13 protein-coding genes are annotated in these 16411 nt (G+C 37.9%); 3 read left to right on the forward strand and 10 right to left on the reverse strand.

Features of this window, described 5'->3' with window-relative positions:
• Positions 1–92 precede the first annotated feature (92 nt).
• The 5 genes from BM143_RS22435 to BM143_RS22455 form a co-directional block, all read right to left on the reverse strand.
• Positions 93–431 (reverse strand): helix-turn-helix domain-containing protein, encoded by a 339-nt coding sequence (locus BM143_RS22435; protein WP_090027472.1) that lies wholly within the window; start codon positions 429–431, stop codon positions 93–95.
• Positions 432–505: 74 nt separating this feature from the next.
• Positions 506–949, reverse strand: coding sequence for a hypothetical protein (locus tag BM143_RS22440; RefSeq protein ID WP_139222097.1), 444 nt, complete (start codon positions 947–949; stop codon positions 506–508).
• Positions 950–971: 22 nt separating this feature from the next.
• Positions 972–1193, reverse strand: coding sequence for a hypothetical protein (locus BM143_RS22445; RefSeq protein ID WP_090027475.1), 222 nt, complete (start codon positions 1191–1193; stop codon positions 972–974).
• Between the two features lie 222 nt (positions 1194–1415).
• Positions 1416–2480, reverse strand: coding sequence for a hypothetical protein (locus BM143_RS22450; protein ID WP_090027477.1), 1065 nt, complete (start codon positions 2478–2480; stop codon positions 1416–1418).
• A 733-nt stretch (positions 2481–3213) separates the two neighbouring features.
• Positions 3214–4203: a hypothetical protein gene (locus BM143_RS22455; protein ID WP_090027478.1), complete on the reverse strand. Its 990-nt coding sequence runs from the start codon at positions 4201–4203 to the stop codon at positions 3214–3216.
• 567 nt (positions 4204–4770) lie between these two features.
• On the opposite strand from BM143_RS22455, the gene BM143_RS22460 reads away from it, so the two are divergent.
• The 3 genes from BM143_RS22460 to BM143_RS22470 all read left to right on the forward strand — a co-directional run bounded on the left by BM143_RS22460 (position 4771) and on the right by BM143_RS22470 (position 7944).
• Complete coding sequence (locus BM143_RS22460) at positions 4771–5136, forward strand: hypothetical protein (RefSeq protein ID WP_090027480.1); 366 nt, start codon at positions 4771–4773, stop codon at positions 5134–5136.
• Between the two features lie 42 nt (positions 5137–5178).
• Positions 5179–6594 (forward strand): aminotransferase-like domain-containing protein, encoded by a 1416-nt coding sequence (locus BM143_RS22465; RefSeq protein ID WP_090027481.1) that lies wholly within the window; start codon positions 5179–5181, stop codon positions 6592–6594.
• A gap of 864 nt (positions 6595–7458) precedes the next feature.
• Positions 7459–7944, forward strand: a complete 486-nt coding sequence (locus BM143_RS22470; protein ID WP_090027483.1) for a GNAT family N-acetyltransferase — start codon at positions 7459–7461, stop codon at positions 7942–7944.
• Positions 7945–8168: 224 nt separating this feature from the next.
• Here the strand turns inward: BM143_RS22470 and BM143_RS22475 are convergent, their stop codons facing one another.
• From BM143_RS22475 to BM143_RS22495, 5 genes are all read right to left on the reverse strand, one after another.
• Entirely contained in the window at positions 8169–10022 is a 1854-nt protein-coding gene (locus tag BM143_RS22475) for a LamG-like jellyroll fold domain-containing protein (protein WP_090027484.1), read from the reverse strand.
• Positions 10023–10362: 340 nt separating this feature from the next.
• Positions 10363–11031 carry an HAD-IA family hydrolase gene (locus BM143_RS22480; RefSeq protein WP_090027486.1) on the reverse strand — a complete coding sequence of 223 codons (669 nt, stop codon included), beginning with the start codon at positions 11029–11031 and terminating at the stop codon, positions 10363–10365.
• 6 nt (positions 11032–11037) lie between these two features.
• Positions 11038–12192, reverse strand: coding sequence for a TIGR03364 family FAD-dependent oxidoreductase (locus tag BM143_RS22485; RefSeq protein ID WP_090027488.1), 1155 nt, complete (start codon positions 12190–12192; stop codon positions 11038–11040).
• 2 nt (positions 12193–12194) lie between these two features.
• Positions 12195–13502 carry a DUF5690 family protein gene (locus BM143_RS22490; protein ID WP_090027489.1) on the reverse strand — a complete coding sequence of 436 codons (1308 nt, stop codon included), beginning with the start codon at positions 13500–13502 and terminating at the stop codon, positions 12195–12197.
• 10 nt (positions 13503–13512) lie between these two features.
• Positions 13513–16338 carry a TonB-dependent receptor gene (locus tag BM143_RS22495; RefSeq protein WP_090027491.1) on the reverse strand — a complete coding sequence of 942 codons (2826 nt, stop codon included), beginning with the start codon at positions 16336–16338 and terminating at the stop codon, positions 13513–13515.
• Between the last annotated feature and the right edge of the window lie 73 nt (positions 16339–16411).

Consider the following 16411-nt stretch of genomic DNA (forward strand, 5'->3'; position numbering starts at 1 on the left):
AAACTAGAACCATGAAAAAAAACTACTACAGTACGAAATCTTCCTGCCTGTCTGAGAAATAATAAACTAATAAGGACTGTGACTTGAAATTTTTATGCTATCCTGCTTACCAGGAACTGTTTTTTCCATTTGGCGACTGTATTCCTGCTGAGATTGAAATGCGCTGCCAGTTGAGTATTATTTAATTTGTTCTTTTGCTGATAATCCAGCATCTCCATCACTGCAAATTTGTCATAGGAGCGGTGTTTTTGGTTTTCAGATTTCTCACTTCCTTTGCTTGGCGGAAAGATGATATCATTGATCTTAATTACATCTTTCACAGAAAAGAAGCTTTTTGACAAAATGGAAAGACAAAGTGATCTTTTTTCAGGATATTTATAGGTGAGAATATCCTCGTAGATCCTTTTATAGTTGGGTTTTGTTTTTTTCATTGTAAGCAATATTTGTTTTTATGGTGACTCCTATGTACTCTGCAAGAATTAGAATTTTATATAGATTTGTCCTGCTATGCTGATAAAGGCTGAATGTTTTCTTTTATTCTTTGTTTTAGAGCTGTTCTTAGTTTCAGTACTTGTTCTTTTGTAAAATATTTCGTTGAATAACTGGTCATTTTGGTATTCATTTCAAATTCGGTACAGAAAACGATTTTCCTTTCTTTTTCATCGATATAAAAAGTCTGAATGTCTACAAAAGCGATAGGTGAAAAATGAAAGGGAACCTTTCCGGCTATAGAATATACTTTTACAACAATATGGTCCGAATATATCTTGATTTCGGAATATTTTGAAAAGAAGAATTTTATAGAGCTGAGGAAGATGAATAGAGCTGTGCAAATAATGAAAAACTCACTGTAATTGAGATATAGCAGCACAGTTAATGGCATAAATAAAATAGAGGCATATAAGAATTGATATAAGAGTACTCTTTTTCTGTTATTGATGGCGATCATGTAATTGGTTTTATATTCTTGTTTATAGTTTTGTTTTGTAGATATTTCCATAGGTCTTTCTGGCTTCTGCACTTTTAACGATTTCCTCCTCGAAATGGATGATGAGGTAAGTTTTTCTTCCGAAAAAACTTTTAGATAAAAGATAAATCCAGGTCGTGTCGGGATAGAAATTAAATTCATCCCCCATTTTTTTGATCAGATCTTTTTTGGTAAGACCAATAAGGTCAGCATATGGCCTTTTCATAATTATTTTTTCTTTATTGTGAATAATAACTTTAATGGGTTTATTATTTTCTTTAATTGTTATCGGAATGTGTTTTTAAGTGGCTTTACTTGCCACACCGAGGAAAGATGTGGCAAATTGAAAGCCTGAGGATTCATCATTGTGTATTAGAATCAATATTGAAAATATTATTGCTTTGATTATATTGTTCATTATAACATGAAGGAGATATAATTGATGTCTTTAAAATTCTTCTAAAATCATAGATTGGTTGGTAGCTGGAAGTGCTGAAAGAGCACAAGTAAATCTGACAATGACGCCCGTAGAAAGATTATAGATATGGTAAACATTGTACTCATTTGCTGCTCCTGCAGCGTTATTAGGGTTTAAACTCGTCCATACATTTGGAGAAATTGTTGTTACAAGTCTACGCTGATAAACAGTATTATTATAGTCATTGCTAACAGAACCTAGCCTGCTTTCAAATTCTACATCAAAGATACTGAACACTGTTGCCGAAGGAGTGTTTAATCTGATTTGCCAGTACCCGTTAGTTGACGTTGAGGAATACCTGAATGAATAATCTCCTGAAGCACTATTTAAAATTGAATTTGGATTTGCTGGTGTGAGATGTTGCTTTGTAACCCCTACTCCTGTAGATGCTGTAACCTTATCTACCCACGAAGGTGCAGCATTAGCTCCATTGGAAGAAAGGATCTGTCCTGTAGTTCCCGCACTTCCAGCTGTAGTAGCATTCCCTCCCACATTCAACTCATTGGTGACTTGCGCAGACCCATTAACATGCAATGTTTTCTGAGGCGTGAGTGTTCCTATTCCAACTCTGTTATTGGCAGCATCCACAGAGACTGTATTTCCATCTACAGAGAAAGCGTTTACTGCAGTTCCTGTAAAGGCCAGGGTCTTATCTGCCTGATTAACGGTTCGGTTGGCTGTAAGAGTTCCATCCGTGTTGTAAATATTATTTATGGGAGCATTAAGTTTAGCCCATGCGGTGCCATTATAATAATAATACCCAACAGTGTCCATATTGATAGCTGTCCCGGTTTGTGTTCCGGTAGTTACACTGTTGATGTAAACTAAAGTGGAAATGGGTACTGCGGCCATGCTCTGTGCCCTTTGCCTGTCTACTCTTGGAATTAAAAGCCCGTCAACGGACGTTGATGCCCCTGTAGTGTTTTTAGCTGTTATATCAAATGTAGATATTGGTGAAGGAGTATTAATACCAACCTGCGAATAGGCTACATTCGATAAAATGGTAGCTGCTACGAATAAATTTTTTCTGTTCATAATTGCATTTTTTTATCTTTCCTTAGAGTTATAAAAAATTGTTTGTGTTTTTGCCTGAAGGCTGAAGCGAATTTATTCTTATAAACAGGATAAATCTTAATTTTTTTGTTAATAAATTGTTAGGCAGTACTAATTTTTACAACTTATTTTGTTAATAATTTAATTTTTAAGTGTTTGATTATTAGTGATTTGTTTTTTGTAATCATTAACTTTATGCAATTGTTATTTTTGTTTTGAATTTTCACCTTTCATTGTTTTCTTTCAAAAATAAAGCGTTGAAATTCTAGAATTATTTTTATTCTAAACAAAAAACACAAGTATAATATTTTGTATATTCTGAATATATAGAAATAGATAGGAGGTCTATTTCGGGTTATTTAAGTGTTGATGCTTTAGATAAATTGATTTTACATGCTCTTATGAAAACCATATAAAGGAAGTGAAATCAAACTTCTAGAAATAAAAAGTAATTTATTTGAATTCTCTAATTGTAAAAAATGATATGAGTAAAAGATTCGTTTTTACTTCTCGTCAATGAGGAAGGTTTTGTATTAAATCTTGCTATCGCGTTTAATAATTTAAATATGTGTTTTTAATTTGGCTTTATCTGCCACACCCGAGGGGAGATGTAGCAGATTATAAGCCTGAGGATTCATCATTTGTTTATTTAGAACTATATCTTTTTAAATTGAATGTTGTTGTGCTCCAGGGCTTTATCACTAATTTTAATATTTTAGTTTTTGTTATCCACCCACCAGCCCACTCCATCACAGAAAACCTGAATGATTCTGTACTGAACATTTAGACCTGAAAGTCCTAGCGTACCGGAATTACCAGAACCAGAATAGGAAAATCCACTGGGTAGATTGCTCCCAAGTGCTCCTGGCAGGGCTATTACATTTCTTACCGTCACCGTAACAGGTTGTGTCGAGGTATGAACTCCACCATAAATATAAAAACGCAATACCCGATCTGAAAACTTTGCAATATTAGTTCGTGGTAAGATAATGGTAGCTGATTTGTCTACATAATATATATCAGCTGATACATCCACCGGGTTTACATCCTGCCAGTTAACAGTTGAATTCATATTGATATTTTCCGATATGTATCCCGGTGCTTTAGCAAGCACATTACCAATAGGATCTTTCACCAAGCTGGCATTGGATGCATTTCTAGAGGTCGAGGTCGAGGTAATCCGGGCTGTACCTTCTACATGAAGCTGAGCTGTTGGCGCAAAAGTCCCTATTCCCAGCCTGTTATTGGCAGCATCTACAGATAATGTATTTCCATCAACGGAAAATGCGTTTACCGCAGTTGCTGTGAAAGCCAAAGTCTTATCTGTCTGATTAACGGTTCGGTTGGCTGTAAGAGTTCCATCGGTGTTGTAAATATTATTTACAGGAACGTTAAGTTTAGCCCATACGGTACTGTTATAATAGTAATATCCAACAGTATCCATATTGACGGCCGTCCCGGTTTGTGTTCCGGTAGTTACGTTGTTGATGTAGACTAAAGTAGAAATGGGTATAGCGGTCATGCTTTGTGCTCTTTGTCGGTCTACCCTTGGTATTAAAAGCCCGTCTACGGATGTTGATGTTCCCGTAGGGCTTTTAGCGACAAGGTCCAATGTTGCTGTTGGCGAAGGTGTATTAATGCCAACCTGTGAATGTGCTGCAATTGATAAAAAAGCAGCGGCTACGAATAAAATTTTTCCTTTCATAATTGTATTATTTTTTTCTTTTCCTTAGAGTTATAAAACTGTTTGTGTTTTTGCTGAGAAGCTGAAGCAAATTTATTCTCATAATCAACATAAATTTTATTTTTTTTGTTAACAAAATGTTAGCTATAGCAAACTTTGAGCTTTTTTTTTGTTAATAATTAAAGTTTTAATTTATTGATTTTCAGTATTTTATTTTTTTAATTATGTTAGTTTTGTAGAATTGTTTTTTTGAGGGTGAAAATTTTAAATTTCATTGATTTCTTTAAAATATTGCATCGGAATATTAGAGTTATTTCATTTAAAATGAAAATATGCAAGGATAATATCCTTACATCTTCTGGAATTATAGAAATAAAAGAAGGGGGTTTTCCAAATTATGTATGAAATAAAACTAATTAAAATTCTTGTTTTTTAATAGTTTCATGAAAAACTTAGATTTAAACATTTTAATACTATTTGAGAAAGGCGATTAAATTGGCAACTATCTGTATCCATAATAATAGTAACTTCTGTATCTGTGTCCAAAGTTAAATACTCCATAATTTTGTTGAAGTAAAGCAGAATAATATGGAAACCTTAAGACAAACCCACAATCAGCCTGTTTATGCTGAAGTCTATATTTCAGATATGCCGGCCCTGAAAAATCTTTTTCTACAGACCCAGACGCTCAAACAGCTGAATCAGAATTTCGGTGTACCTTTTCTTTTGGTTAGAAAGAAAGGGGAAGTGGTAGCGTTTGCCAGCCTTGTGATCAATGAAAAAGAGGAGATTTCTTTTAAGATCTATGAAAACCGTCTTTCAGATGCTGAGAAAAGAAATTTTGCCCGGCACGCAGAAAATTATTTCAGAAAAAACAATACCGCTAATTTCCGCAGTCCTGAGCAGCTTAAAAGCAGCATCAGCAGAATGGTAGGCTGGCTGAATATTGGATAAAGCAGGAGGAAATTTGTACATTTACTATAAAACCAAGATCACATGTCCAAAGACGTTCTCTACCTTAAAATAGCCAAATCTGTCACGGAGCAGATCAAAAGTGATACCCTGCAGTTTGGCGACAGACTGCCTTCGCTCAGAAGTGCCCAAAAGCTGTATAATGTCAGTCTGAATACAGTGAAGCAGGCCTATATGGAACTGGAAAGCCGTTCGCTGGTAGAATCACGTCCGAAATACGGGTATTTTGTGAGTCAGAGTTCCCAAAGAAAACTGGCGCTGCCATCTGTTGCTCCTATGAAATTAGCAGAGCGGGAGAATACAGCTGAGGTTCTTATTGATAAAGTGTTTGGCACCATTGACGGGACTGATGTTACTCAGTTTGCTTTAGGTATTCCTGGGAAAAGTTTTCTTCCTTTGGCCAAGCTGAAAAAATCTATGATCAATGTGATTAATAGAAAGGCAGACAGCGGAACAGATTACGAACCGGTACAGGGAAATGAATATCTGCGCAGAGAATCGGCCAAGTGGGCTCTCGTACTGGAAGGGAAGATTTCGGAAGATGATCTGGTGATCACTTCGGGAGCGATGAATGCAGTATATACCTGTCTGATGGCAGTAACGAAACCGGGAGATTCCGTAGCCGTGGAAAGTCCGGTTTATTTCGGGGTTCTTCAGGCTATTCAGCAATTGGGACTAAAGGTCGTGGAAATTCCTACCCATCCTATTTATGGAGTAGATCTGGAGGCGCTGAAAAAAGTGATCCCTACGCTTTCGGCATGCTGCTTTGTAACGAATTTCAACAATCCGTTAGGTTTCCAGATGCCTGATGAAAACAAAAAAGAACTGGTAAAACTGATCACAGAATATAATGTTCCGCTGATCGAAGACGATATCTATGGGAACCTGTATTTTGGAGCAGAAAGGCCAAAGCCCTGTAAGTTTTATGATGAGGCAGGACTCGTGATGTGGATTGGATCGGTTTCCAAGACCCTTGCTCCAGGATATCGCGTAGGATGGGTAGCTCCGGGGAAATTTAAGGAAAAGGTGATCCGCCAGAAGCTGGTGCAGACGGTATGCAGCCCGTCCATCTATCCGGATGTCATTGCAGACTTTCTCGAACATGGGCGGTACGACCATCATTTGAGAACATTCAGAAAAAAATTATACGCGAATTATCTCCAGATCCAGAAGTCGGTGACAGAATATTTCCCTGACAACACCAAAATCTCAGAACCAAAGGGTGGCTTTATGTTGTGGCTGGAACTGGATAAAAAGATCTGTACGGAAGATTTGTTTGATGAAGCCATGAGCCAGAAAATCAATTTTGCTCCGGGAAGAATGTTTTCGCAGTACAATCAGTACCAAAACTGTATGCGACTGAATTACGCTCTGGAATGGACGGACAGAGTGGAGAGCGATCTGGAGAAATTAGCCAGAATGGTGAAGAAAAGAATTTAATTTCCGATTACAGGATTATAATAACCACAAAAGTGACAAAAGTTTTAAACACTTTAGTTATTTTAAGTAAAATGTATTACGGATAAAAAGAGCACATAAGTTTAGAAAAAATCAAAGATTTTTATAGGTATGATTTGAACCATTAAGTGAAATTAAGGTTGTAAGATGCTTAAGGGAGCTTCGCTTTAATGACTACAGCTTAAAAAAATCTAAGATTTTTTCTTAACTCTTCTTGCTTCCTTCACTGATCTTAATGTTTCAAAAAATATATACATTATCATCTGTGAAAATCTGTGAAATCCGTGGTTAAAGAATTACTAACCACAAAAGTCACAAAAGTTTTTAACACTTTAGTTATTGTAAGTTCAATGTACTGAGAATAAAAGTGCACTAAAGCTTTAAAAAAAAATCAGAGACTTTTATTTGAAATTATGTGTTATCATCTGTGAAAATCTGTGAAATCCGTGGTTAAAGAATTATTAACCACAAAAGTGATAAAAGTTTTTAAACACTTTAGTTATTTTAAGTATAATTATAAAGCATAAAAGAGCATTTAAGTTTTAAAAAATCAGACATTTTTATGGGTAAGATTTAAACCATTAAGTGGAATTAAGGTTTTAAGATCATTAAGGGAGCTTCGCTTTAAGGATTGCAACTTAAAAAATCTTTAGATTTTTTCTTAACTCTTCTTGCTTCCTTCACTGATCTTAATGTTTCAAAAAAATATACGTTGTCATCTGTGAAAATCTGTGAAATCAGTGGTTAGAAAAAATATGAAACACAAAAGTCACAAAAGTTTTAAAATATGTGTCATCTGAGAAATCTGAAAATATAAAATAATACGATCAATTAAACCCTATAGCGATGAATGAAATGAATAATGAAGTAACCATTATCAACTACGAGACTCAATACAAAGAAGCTTTTAAAACATTAAATGAAGAATGGATCAAAACATTTTTTAGAATGGAAGCAGGTGATTACAAACTGCTGGACAATCCCGAAGAGCATATTATAAATAAAGGAGGGCATATTGTTTTTGCAATTTTGGATCATGAAGCGGTAGGAACCTGTGCACTGGTGAAAATGTCCGATGAGCCGCTTAGATTTGAACTCTCAAAGATGGCGGTAAGCCCTAAAGCACAGGGAAAGAAAATAGGATATCTGGTAGGACAGGCCTTAGTGGATAAAGCAAGAGAACTCAAAGCAGAAAGTATTTTTCTGGAAACGAATTCTGTACTGGTTCCTGCGATTAAGCTGTATGAAAAGCTAGGCTTCAAACATATGCCAATTTCAGATTCGGCCTACGACCGCTGTGACACCCAAATGCTGCTGACATTCAATGATTAAGCAAAAAAAAGATATTAGAACTCGGATGAGAATATCCTTGTTCTAATATCAAAAAAATTAAATCTAATGCGTTGGTAGAGTTAGGAAGTTGGTAGAGGGGTGATGGAAGCTTCTGTTAGGCATTCATCTCAACAGTTTCTATAAAAAGTGATTAAAGGCCACTGCAATTTTTGCTTTAGGATAAGATAACTTCCATCTTCGAGCTTCAGCCTTCCCATCTTCACCTATTTCTTAATGAAAGTCTTCGTCAGCGATTTTTTGCTTCCGTTCATTTTCATAAAGTACATTCCTGCAGAAAGACCCTGAATGCTTATTTTTTCGTTATAAGATCCGTTGGATGATTTTAGAGTGGTCGTTGAAATCAGTGCTCCCTTAGCATCGATGATTTTTGCTTTAATTTCCTTATCATCAGATTGGTACTGGATGCTGATGCTTTCTGACGAAGGATTCGGATAAAGTTTGAAATCATCGGTTTTTGTTTGGATATCCTTTACACCCAAAGCACCGTTAGAGCATACCGGAATACGGTTCACCCCATCGATTCCCCATGATGACTGCACCGGAATACACATCCAGTTCAGAACCGTAGGGAAATGATCCGTTTCTCTCGTTGTTGAGCTATAATCATATATTTTAAATACGTTGGTAGTCCCTGTAGCATAGGCCGGAGATCCGGTTACGGTAAGATTATTGGCATTCGGACTTGAATCGGTCAGTGTATTTCCTGAAGTTCCGTTACATTTCCAGTCTGCCAGTAACTGTACATAATAAGGATGTGAAGGTGTAATATCTTGATTCGCCCAGTTAATGATCACATCATTCGGAAGGGCAGATTTCCAGACTCTGATATCTTTATAGGATGCGGCAAGATTCTCACCGTATACATTCGTACCGTCCTGATTGATGGTAAACGGCAGCCCGGAATCTATATTTCCGATCGTATTCATTTTAGCAAAAGTCACGGGAACACCGTCTTCATACAAGGTTACAAGACCATCTCTGTCAAAACTCACGGCAATATGTTTCCATTTTCCTGTTTCTACTTTTCCTCCGGTCAGGTCAATTCTGTTGGTTCCGTCACCGATATTCATTTTGAAATTTTGTCCGGAGCTTCCGGAGATCACAAAACCTTTATTGCTTCCGTTCGCCCAGTTTTTATTACTCACCATCACCGGATCGCTTGAATAGGCTGTATTCGGTTTTACCCAAAACTCAACGGTAAAATCCTGGCTGGCCCCAAAATTAAACGGAGTCTGATTAGCCGGTTTCGCATACGTACCTGCCGGAAAGCTAAGCTGGTTAAACGTTTTATTGGATTCCAGAATGGTTTTGCTGATCTGCTGAGGCGTAAATCCGGGGTTGGAATAAATATTAAAGATATTTCGCTCAGAAAGGTTTCCGCCACCGTGAGAACTTTGAATAGCTCCGTGATCGGTTGTTAAGACCACCAGCCAGTCTTCATTGTTGTAAGTTGGTCTGCTCTTCATCGCACTCACAATCTCTCCGATATAGGCATCCGTAGCCTGAATTGAAGACACATACTGAGGGACCGTACCTGCAAATCCGTAAGAATGTCCGGCGTGATCCACGTCGTCAAAATCTACAAAAAGAATATCAGGATTATCATTTTGCATGGCACTGACTGCTGCATTTTTTACGGCAAGATCAGATCCCAGATTGCTTTGTACATCGGCAGTCTGTACAATTTTGTCATTGATCGGCGCCCAGCTAACCAGAGACATCGTTCTTAAGTTAGGGTTATAAGTTTCTGCTCTTGTTAAAAAGTCAGGGTAGTTCACGTAGTTCGGGCTTGTGAAATTGTTGTCCTGAACGTTATGTTTCGTGTGCCATACACCGGTAAGCATGGTGCTCCAGCCGTTTCCGCTCCATGTCGTGGCGGCGCACAAGCCGTCAAGGGAGTAAATGGATTGATTGACAAGGTTTTGTATGTTCGGAATGTTGCTGGACATCATCACATCTGCACGGCATCCGTCAATACCGATAAAAAGAACTTTTTTGGTCTGAGCGTGAAAGAAACAGCTCATAAGAATAGCCATTGAGAAGAGTTTTGTTTTCATAGTATAATATGTTTTGAGAAAAAAGTTTACAAATTGTTATTTAATTTTTTAAATTGAATAAAACTAATATAAGTTATTTTGATGTTAATTAGTTGGAAATTAGCTGATTGGGCGTATTTATTTAATAGGTGTTAATGATTTTGTATTTTTTTGATTTATATTTTAAATTGTATTATAAGTAAACAAAAAAAATAATTAACGTTCCCGATCTGGTTCATGTAATCTGTACATTTTGAAAATTCTTCACAGATGTTGATTATACATCTGTGAAAAATTGGGTTCATTTATATTGATGTAAAAAATTGAGGCTGAAAAAAGTAAGTATAATTTGAAAGAAGAGTTAAAGTATATCTTCAGCCTCAGAAATTGTATTAAAAATATAATCAGGATGTGCCTTCTCCAGCTCTGTTCTGCTCTGTGCTCCCGAAAGAACAGCAATCGTCAGTCCGCAGCCTGCATTCTTCCCTTCTTCAATATCGATCACAGAATCACCTGCTTTTAAAACCTTTTCCGGCTCAGTGATATTGAATTTTTTCATCGCAAGATTGATCATGTCGGGGCTCGGGCGGCTTTCTGAAACATCGTCAGCGGTGATCAGCGCATCGAAGTGTATATTTTCCTTCCATTGTAATTTATCTAAAAGCTGCTGAGCAATCTCGGAAGTATAACCGGTGTTGAGAACCACTTTTTTATGCAGAGCTTTCATCTTTAAAAGAAAGTTTTCGGTGCCGTTGATAGGCTTTACCTCCAGTTTCTGGTAAGCTTCTTTTAACTGTTCCGAAAAGTTTTGGAAAATAATGGCAGCATCTTCTTCATTGCCCCCGATTTCCTTCAATAAACTGGTGATAGCTTCCAGCTTTTCCATTCCTGCACAGCTTGAAAGCACCTTTTCTAAAGTCACGTGATAACCATGATTGTTTACAGCCTGCGTTAAAGTTTTGTACACTACATTGTCTTCGTCAATCGTTGTTCCGGCCATATCCAGAACCAGTAATTCTATATTCTTCATTGAAATTTATGCGTAAATTTTATCTATATTAAATTTGGAAAAGCCTCCGCTTCCCGTCATTCCTTTGCCTCCGATCCCAGTTACGATGTAGATATTCGGAGAAGGATTGTGTTCAAAAATATCTTTTGTCTTGCACTGGGAATAGACCCCGAACCATCTCCTCTGAATTTCATAGGTAGGAAGGTCTATAATTTTTTTGGCCTCGTGAATCATGAATTCGTCGATTTCCATATTCAGATCGTACCCAAGATCATCGGCATTTTTGGCATCTGCATATTCATGAGAGTCGCCCAGGATAATAGATCCGTCAAGTGCCTGCTTGAATAAAATATGAACCCCGTACTTTTTTTCAAAAGATTTGGGATCTTCTGATGCCTTGATTTTTTCAAAAGACGCACACTCACTGAACGATTCATATCTTCTGATGGAAAGTCCTGTAAGAATATTTCCCGGAAGCGAATAAATGCCCTGTGGCTTTGTCTGAAGCATTTGCAGCTTACTCACCTCCAAATCGCTTTCATCGAATACTTTAGGGTATAATGTTTTGAATTCATGACCTCCGCAGATCATGATTTTCGATGCTGTAAATTCTGTTCCGTTTGCACTTATGGCGACGCAGTTCTGTCCGTTTTCACCCGTTTCAATAACCGTGGTATTGTAGAAGATATGAAGTCCCAGCTTTTCCTGCAACAGCTTGTGAAGCTTGACGATCATATCAGCAGAATCCACCGAAAGTTCCTGCGGGAAAAAAAGTCCTCCTTTGCAATAATCCGAACGGAGTCCGTCAAATTTCTTGATACAGTCGTTTTTAGATAACAGAACGGATTCGTAATCATTATTTCTGTTGATTTCATGCAGCTCTTCAATCAGCTGAATTTCCTCATCATTTGAAGCAATATATACGGAACCGTTTTTTCTTATGGTAAGATCTGCCTGAGCGTGAAGTTCGTTATAGATGGCCAGACTCTCTCTTCCGTAGTTCTGCCATATAAGATCCATTCCGGAGGGAACTACCTGTCCGAAATTTCTCACCGTTGCGCCCTGAGGAACGGAATTCCTTTCCAGTATAGCGACCTTAAGACCTCTTTTTAAGGCATGATAGGCGTGGAATGTTCCCAGAATTCCTCCTCCCACAACGATTAAATCAAATTTTGCTGTCATTGTTATTTTAATTTATAAAACTTCGACGGATCGAAATTGATGAATTGATTAGAATTTGCATTCGGTTTTGCCTTCTTTTTGAAAGCTAAAAAAGCAGTGACCGAAAGAATAAGAACGGCGGCTGTAATGATATAATTCAGATGAATATAAAAATTAAGCCACGAAGTCTGCGCAGAACCGAAGTTCTTGTACAGCAGGATCAATACACTTCCCAGGTAACCGAAAGAGTCTACGGTATAAATCAGAAATCCTACATTTCCTTTGATGTCAAAAGCGGCGATCATCCGGTCAAAATAAATTCCGTTGAAAGGAATATAGCAGATGTACATGCCAAAGCCTGAGATCACCATCCACAGAAAAGGAGATAATGCATCATTCTGAAACAGATACGTTGATAATCCTACGGTAAGAATGCCTCCAAAAAGGATGTAATGGTAGTAGGCAAAGGCTTTTTTATTGTTTTTCACCTTCACCATAAAGCTTAAGATAACAAGAACCATTATTGCAATCGGAATTTCTGTGAGCGTGAAAATGGAGCTGTCAAAGCTAAAATGCAGACCATCCCAGATCTCACGGTTGAAGTTATCCCTGAAATCCCTTAAAACGGTTAAACAGACATACAGGAAAATAATGCACACAATCGGAATGAAAAACCTGCGGATCATTGCCTTTCTTTCTGTACGGTCCAAAGGTTGTCTTTTGTTTTTAAGCAAAATATCTTCTTCCGTAGGTTTGGGAATTCTCTCTAAAAGAAGAGCGAAAATAATCAGGGGAATAATGAAAACCAATCCGGTGCAGAACGGCATCCAGAATTCTGAAACAGGGAAAGTATCCATGATAGACTTCCCGACCGATTTTGTAAATCCTGAAGAAACCACAAAGCTTGTACACAGGAAAAGTCCGATGATTTCAGTGGTTTTCCGGCCTTCAATATAAGAGAATACAATTCCCCAGATCATTCCCAACGGAATCCCATTGATAAACATGAAGACGATATTGTAAGGAGCAGGAACAGCTGCAAACCCCAGTAAGGCAAGTTCAGCCACTCCAATGAACGCCAGTAAATAGACGATCCTTTTTTCAGGTTTCAGCTCTGAAATAAATTTGATCCCGATAAATTTCGAAATGAAATACCCCACCGCCTGAGCAATGATGATCAGGATTTTATAATCAACCCCGAAATAGGCGAGTCCTTCAAAAGAAGCAACTGTAAAAGGTTTCCTGAAACCGTACATGCAGAAGTAAACACCGAAAGCAGCCAGGGCAGCCTTCAGTGTTACTAATGTTTTTTTATTGATGCTTTGTGCCATTGATGATGGTTTAGAAGTTCAGTTTTATTCCAAGGTTACATCTTACGCCGTAATATTCTACCTGTTCAGGACGGTCTTCATTCTTTCCGAAATGATAGATCAAAGGTTTGTTCAGGATGTTGTTTACATCGGCATACAGCATCAGGTGTTTTGTGAACTGGTAGGATCCTCCGAAATCTAAGCTGCTGTATTTCCCGTAATAAGAATCATTGATATCGTCTTCCGCATATTCTACGGCGTATTTTCCTTTGTAATTATAAGCCAGTCTTGCATTGAATCCTTTTTTCTCAAAGAAAACCTGTACATTATACAATTGCTTGGCCTGATAAGGAAGCGCTACTTTTCTTCCGCTTGGTTTTTCCATTTCTGAAGTCATGAACGTCGCATTCAGCTGTGTTCCGAAATACTGAAGAAAGCCTGGTAAAAAGTCGAATCTTCTGTTGATTCCAAGTTCAACACCGCCCAGCCATGCTGCATTACCGTTATTCGGTGCGGTAAACTGTACACCGGTCATTCCATTGTAGTTTCCGATGAAAGAATCCTGGAAAATTGGGTCCGTGATCGATTTATAGAAAACACCTCCACTTACGATCCCGACATTGGAAAAATAATATTCTCCCATCAGGTCAAAATTCAGTGAATAGGTTGGATTAAGGTTTGGGTTTCCACCTTTGAATTCATTGTCTGCTTCGCTGTACGTTCCGCCCGGTGTAATATCCCCGAAGTTCGGTCTTGAAAACGTTCTGGTTGCTGCAAAACGAAGGTTGGTTTTATCGTTCAAAGCATATTTGATGTGGAGCATTGGAAGAACGGCCAGGTATTTTTTGGTATGCTCAACCGGTGTCAGAACATCTTCAACCACATTGTATCCTTTTACTCTTGTATTGGTATTGGATAATCTGATTCCTCCTAAAATTGTGATTTTGTCACTTAGTTTATACGTTCCCATTCCGTAAGCATCAGCATGTTTTTCAAAAACATCGAAGTTTCTTCCCAGGGCCTTATTATATTCCAAAGCTTCAGAGTCGGTAGGGTTGATCTTCAGATTTCCCTGGTTCTGGATCCAGAACTGATCCATACCTGTTGTAGAAAGAACCGGCCCGAAAGTATTCCCGATATGGGTATTCATTTCACTTAAATATTTCGGTCCGTTCGCCTGTGTGGTGATGTAAGGAGCATAATCGGACAAAAGAGGAGCTGTACCGCCTTTCCAGTTATAGAAAATATCCGAAAATCTGGCATTTCTTTCTTTGTCTCTGTATTTGAACCCGTATTTTAAAGTCAGCTTATCTGATGCATTGATCTCATGATTGAAGGCTGCTACGATTTTATCTTTTTCCTCAACAAAAACTTTGTAGAATTCAAGGTCTGTAAATCTCATCTGCGAGGCATCCATTTTAAAGCCCTGAGCACTGTAGAATCCGAATAAGGCATCAGGATTTTTATAGTCTAATTTTCCGCCATCTGCTTTCCAGTACGCTCTTGGTCCGCTTCCGTGGTTGGAAATATAATCAGGATTAATACCTACTCCGGATTGAGTGTATTTGATAACATAATAAGAATTGTTCTGCTTGTCAGGAATGTTCCCGTACTTAAAACGATTGTCATAATAGGATAGATCCCAGTCGATTTTTCCTTTATTTAAAGTATGAACTCCGCCTAAAGATATAGAAGTAAGTTCTGTAATCAGTAAGTTGTGGATATTCTGAAGTTCCACTCTTGCTGTATTATTTGCAGAACTGAATTTATCAAATCTGATTCTGTGCTTGTAGTGCGTCTCATCATCCGAAAGTGTTCCGTACATTCCTTTTACATAGAATGTGTTTTTTGGAGAAAGAACATATTCAAAAGCTGCATTCACACCCGTTGTTTTTCTTACCCCGTTATAATCGCGGAGTTCCATTCTGAAAACACCTTCGTCGCCACTTCTTCTCGCCTCAAAATTATCTGTAGACCAGTTTCTGATGAAGTGCGCCACATTGAATAGGTATCCGAATTTTTTATCTTTCGTTCGTGCTCCGTAAAGAAGTCCAAGATTGTAAACGCCTTTGTCAGCTTTTGCATTGTAACCGCTTCCAATGGTCGCTTTGAACTCTGTTTTCATGGGCGGGGTTTTCGTGATAAAGTTGACTCCACCTCCGATTCCGTCTGCTTCCATATCAGGGGTAAACGACTTATTGACATGAACATAGGAGATCAGTTCGGTAGGGAAGAAGTCAAATGCTGTTGCTCTGGAAGTGGTTTCTTCCTCTGCAGTCGGCAACCTGTTCCCGTTGATGGTTGTTGAGGTCCAAAATGGAGGAAGTCCTCTTAAAGAAACAAATCTTCCTTCGCCCTGATCTCTCTCGATGGAAACGCCCTGAACACGCTGAACGGTTTCTGCTGCATTTCTGTCCGGTAGCTTTCCAATTCCGTCTGAGGCGATGACATTGGTAATATTCACCGCGTTTTTCTGAAGGTTTAAAGCTCTAGCTTCTGTATTTTTTAAAGTTCCGGTTACCACAACTTCGTCGATGTTCTTTCTCTGTTGGGATAATTTGACAGCACCTAAGTCTACCGTTTCCCCGGGTTTCACATCTATAGTAATGTCTGCTGTTTCGTAACCGATATAGCTGATCTGTAAATTATACTGCCCTTCTTTGATATCATTCACCGTGAATTTTCCATCAATATCTGTAGCGGTATTTTTTGATAAACCTTTTATTTTGACTGACGCGCCGGGAAGGGGTTGGCTGTCGTCAAAAACAGTTCCTATAATTAACTGCTTCTGCGCTGACACAAAAAAGATCAAACAGACAAAAGCAAGGGTAAGTAATTTCTCTAATTGGGTCCTCATTTTTACATATATTAAATTTTCACTGCAAATCAAGCTAATAATTTTAATATATATAAATATTTTGTATTAAGTA

The organism is Chryseobacterium oleae (assembly GCF_900115055.1).
Lineage (GTDB): Bacteria > Bacteroidota > Bacteroidia > Flavobacteriales > Weeksellaceae > Chryseobacterium > Chryseobacterium oleae.

Coding starts and splice junctions, on each gene's coding strand:
- BM143_RS22480 (WP_090027486.1), bottom strand. CDS start 11,031: ATGAAGAATATAGAATTACTGGTTCTGGATATGGCCGGAACAACGATT.
- BM143_RS22490 (WP_090027489.1), bottom strand. CDS start 13,502: ATGGCACAAAGCATCAATAAAAAAACATTAGTAACACTGAAGGCTGCC.
- BM143_RS22450 (WP_090027477.1), bottom strand. CDS start 2,480: ATGAACAGAAAAAATTTATTCGTAGCAGCTACCATTTTATCGAATGTA.
- BM143_RS22455 (WP_090027478.1), bottom strand. CDS start 4,203: ATGAAAGGAAAAATTTTATTCGTAGCCGCTGCTTTTTTATCAATTGCA.
- BM143_RS22460 (WP_090027480.1), top strand. CDS start 4,771: ATGGAAACCTTAAGACAAACCCACAATCAGCCTGTTTATGCTGAAGTC.
- BM143_RS22445 (WP_090027475.1), bottom strand. CDS start 1,193: ATGAAAAGGCCATATGCTGACCTTATTGGTCTTACCAAAAAAGATCTG.
- BM143_RS22495 (WP_090027491.1), bottom strand. CDS start 16,338: ATGAGGACCCAATTAGAGAAATTACTTACCCTTGCTTTTGTCTGTTTG.
- BM143_RS22485 (WP_090027488.1), bottom strand. CDS start 12,192: ATGACAGCAAAATTTGATTTAATCGTTGTGGGAGGAGGAATTCTGGGA.
- BM143_RS22440 (WP_139222097.1), bottom strand. CDS start 949: ATGATCGCCATCAATAACAGAAAAAGAGTACTCTTATATCAATTCTTA.
- BM143_RS22470 (WP_090027483.1), top strand. CDS start 7,459: ATGAATGAAATGAATAATGAAGTAACCATTATCAACTACGAGACTCAA.
- BM143_RS22465 (WP_090027481.1), top strand. CDS start 5,179: ATGTCCAAAGACGTTCTCTACCTTAAAATAGCCAAATCTGTCACGGAG.
- BM143_RS22435 (WP_090027472.1), bottom strand. CDS start 431: ATGAAAAAAACAAAACCCAACTATAAAAGGATCTACGAGGATATTCTC.
- BM143_RS22475 (WP_090027484.1), bottom strand. CDS start 10,022: ATGAAAACAAAACTCTTCTCAATGGCTATTCTTATGAGCTGTTTCTTT.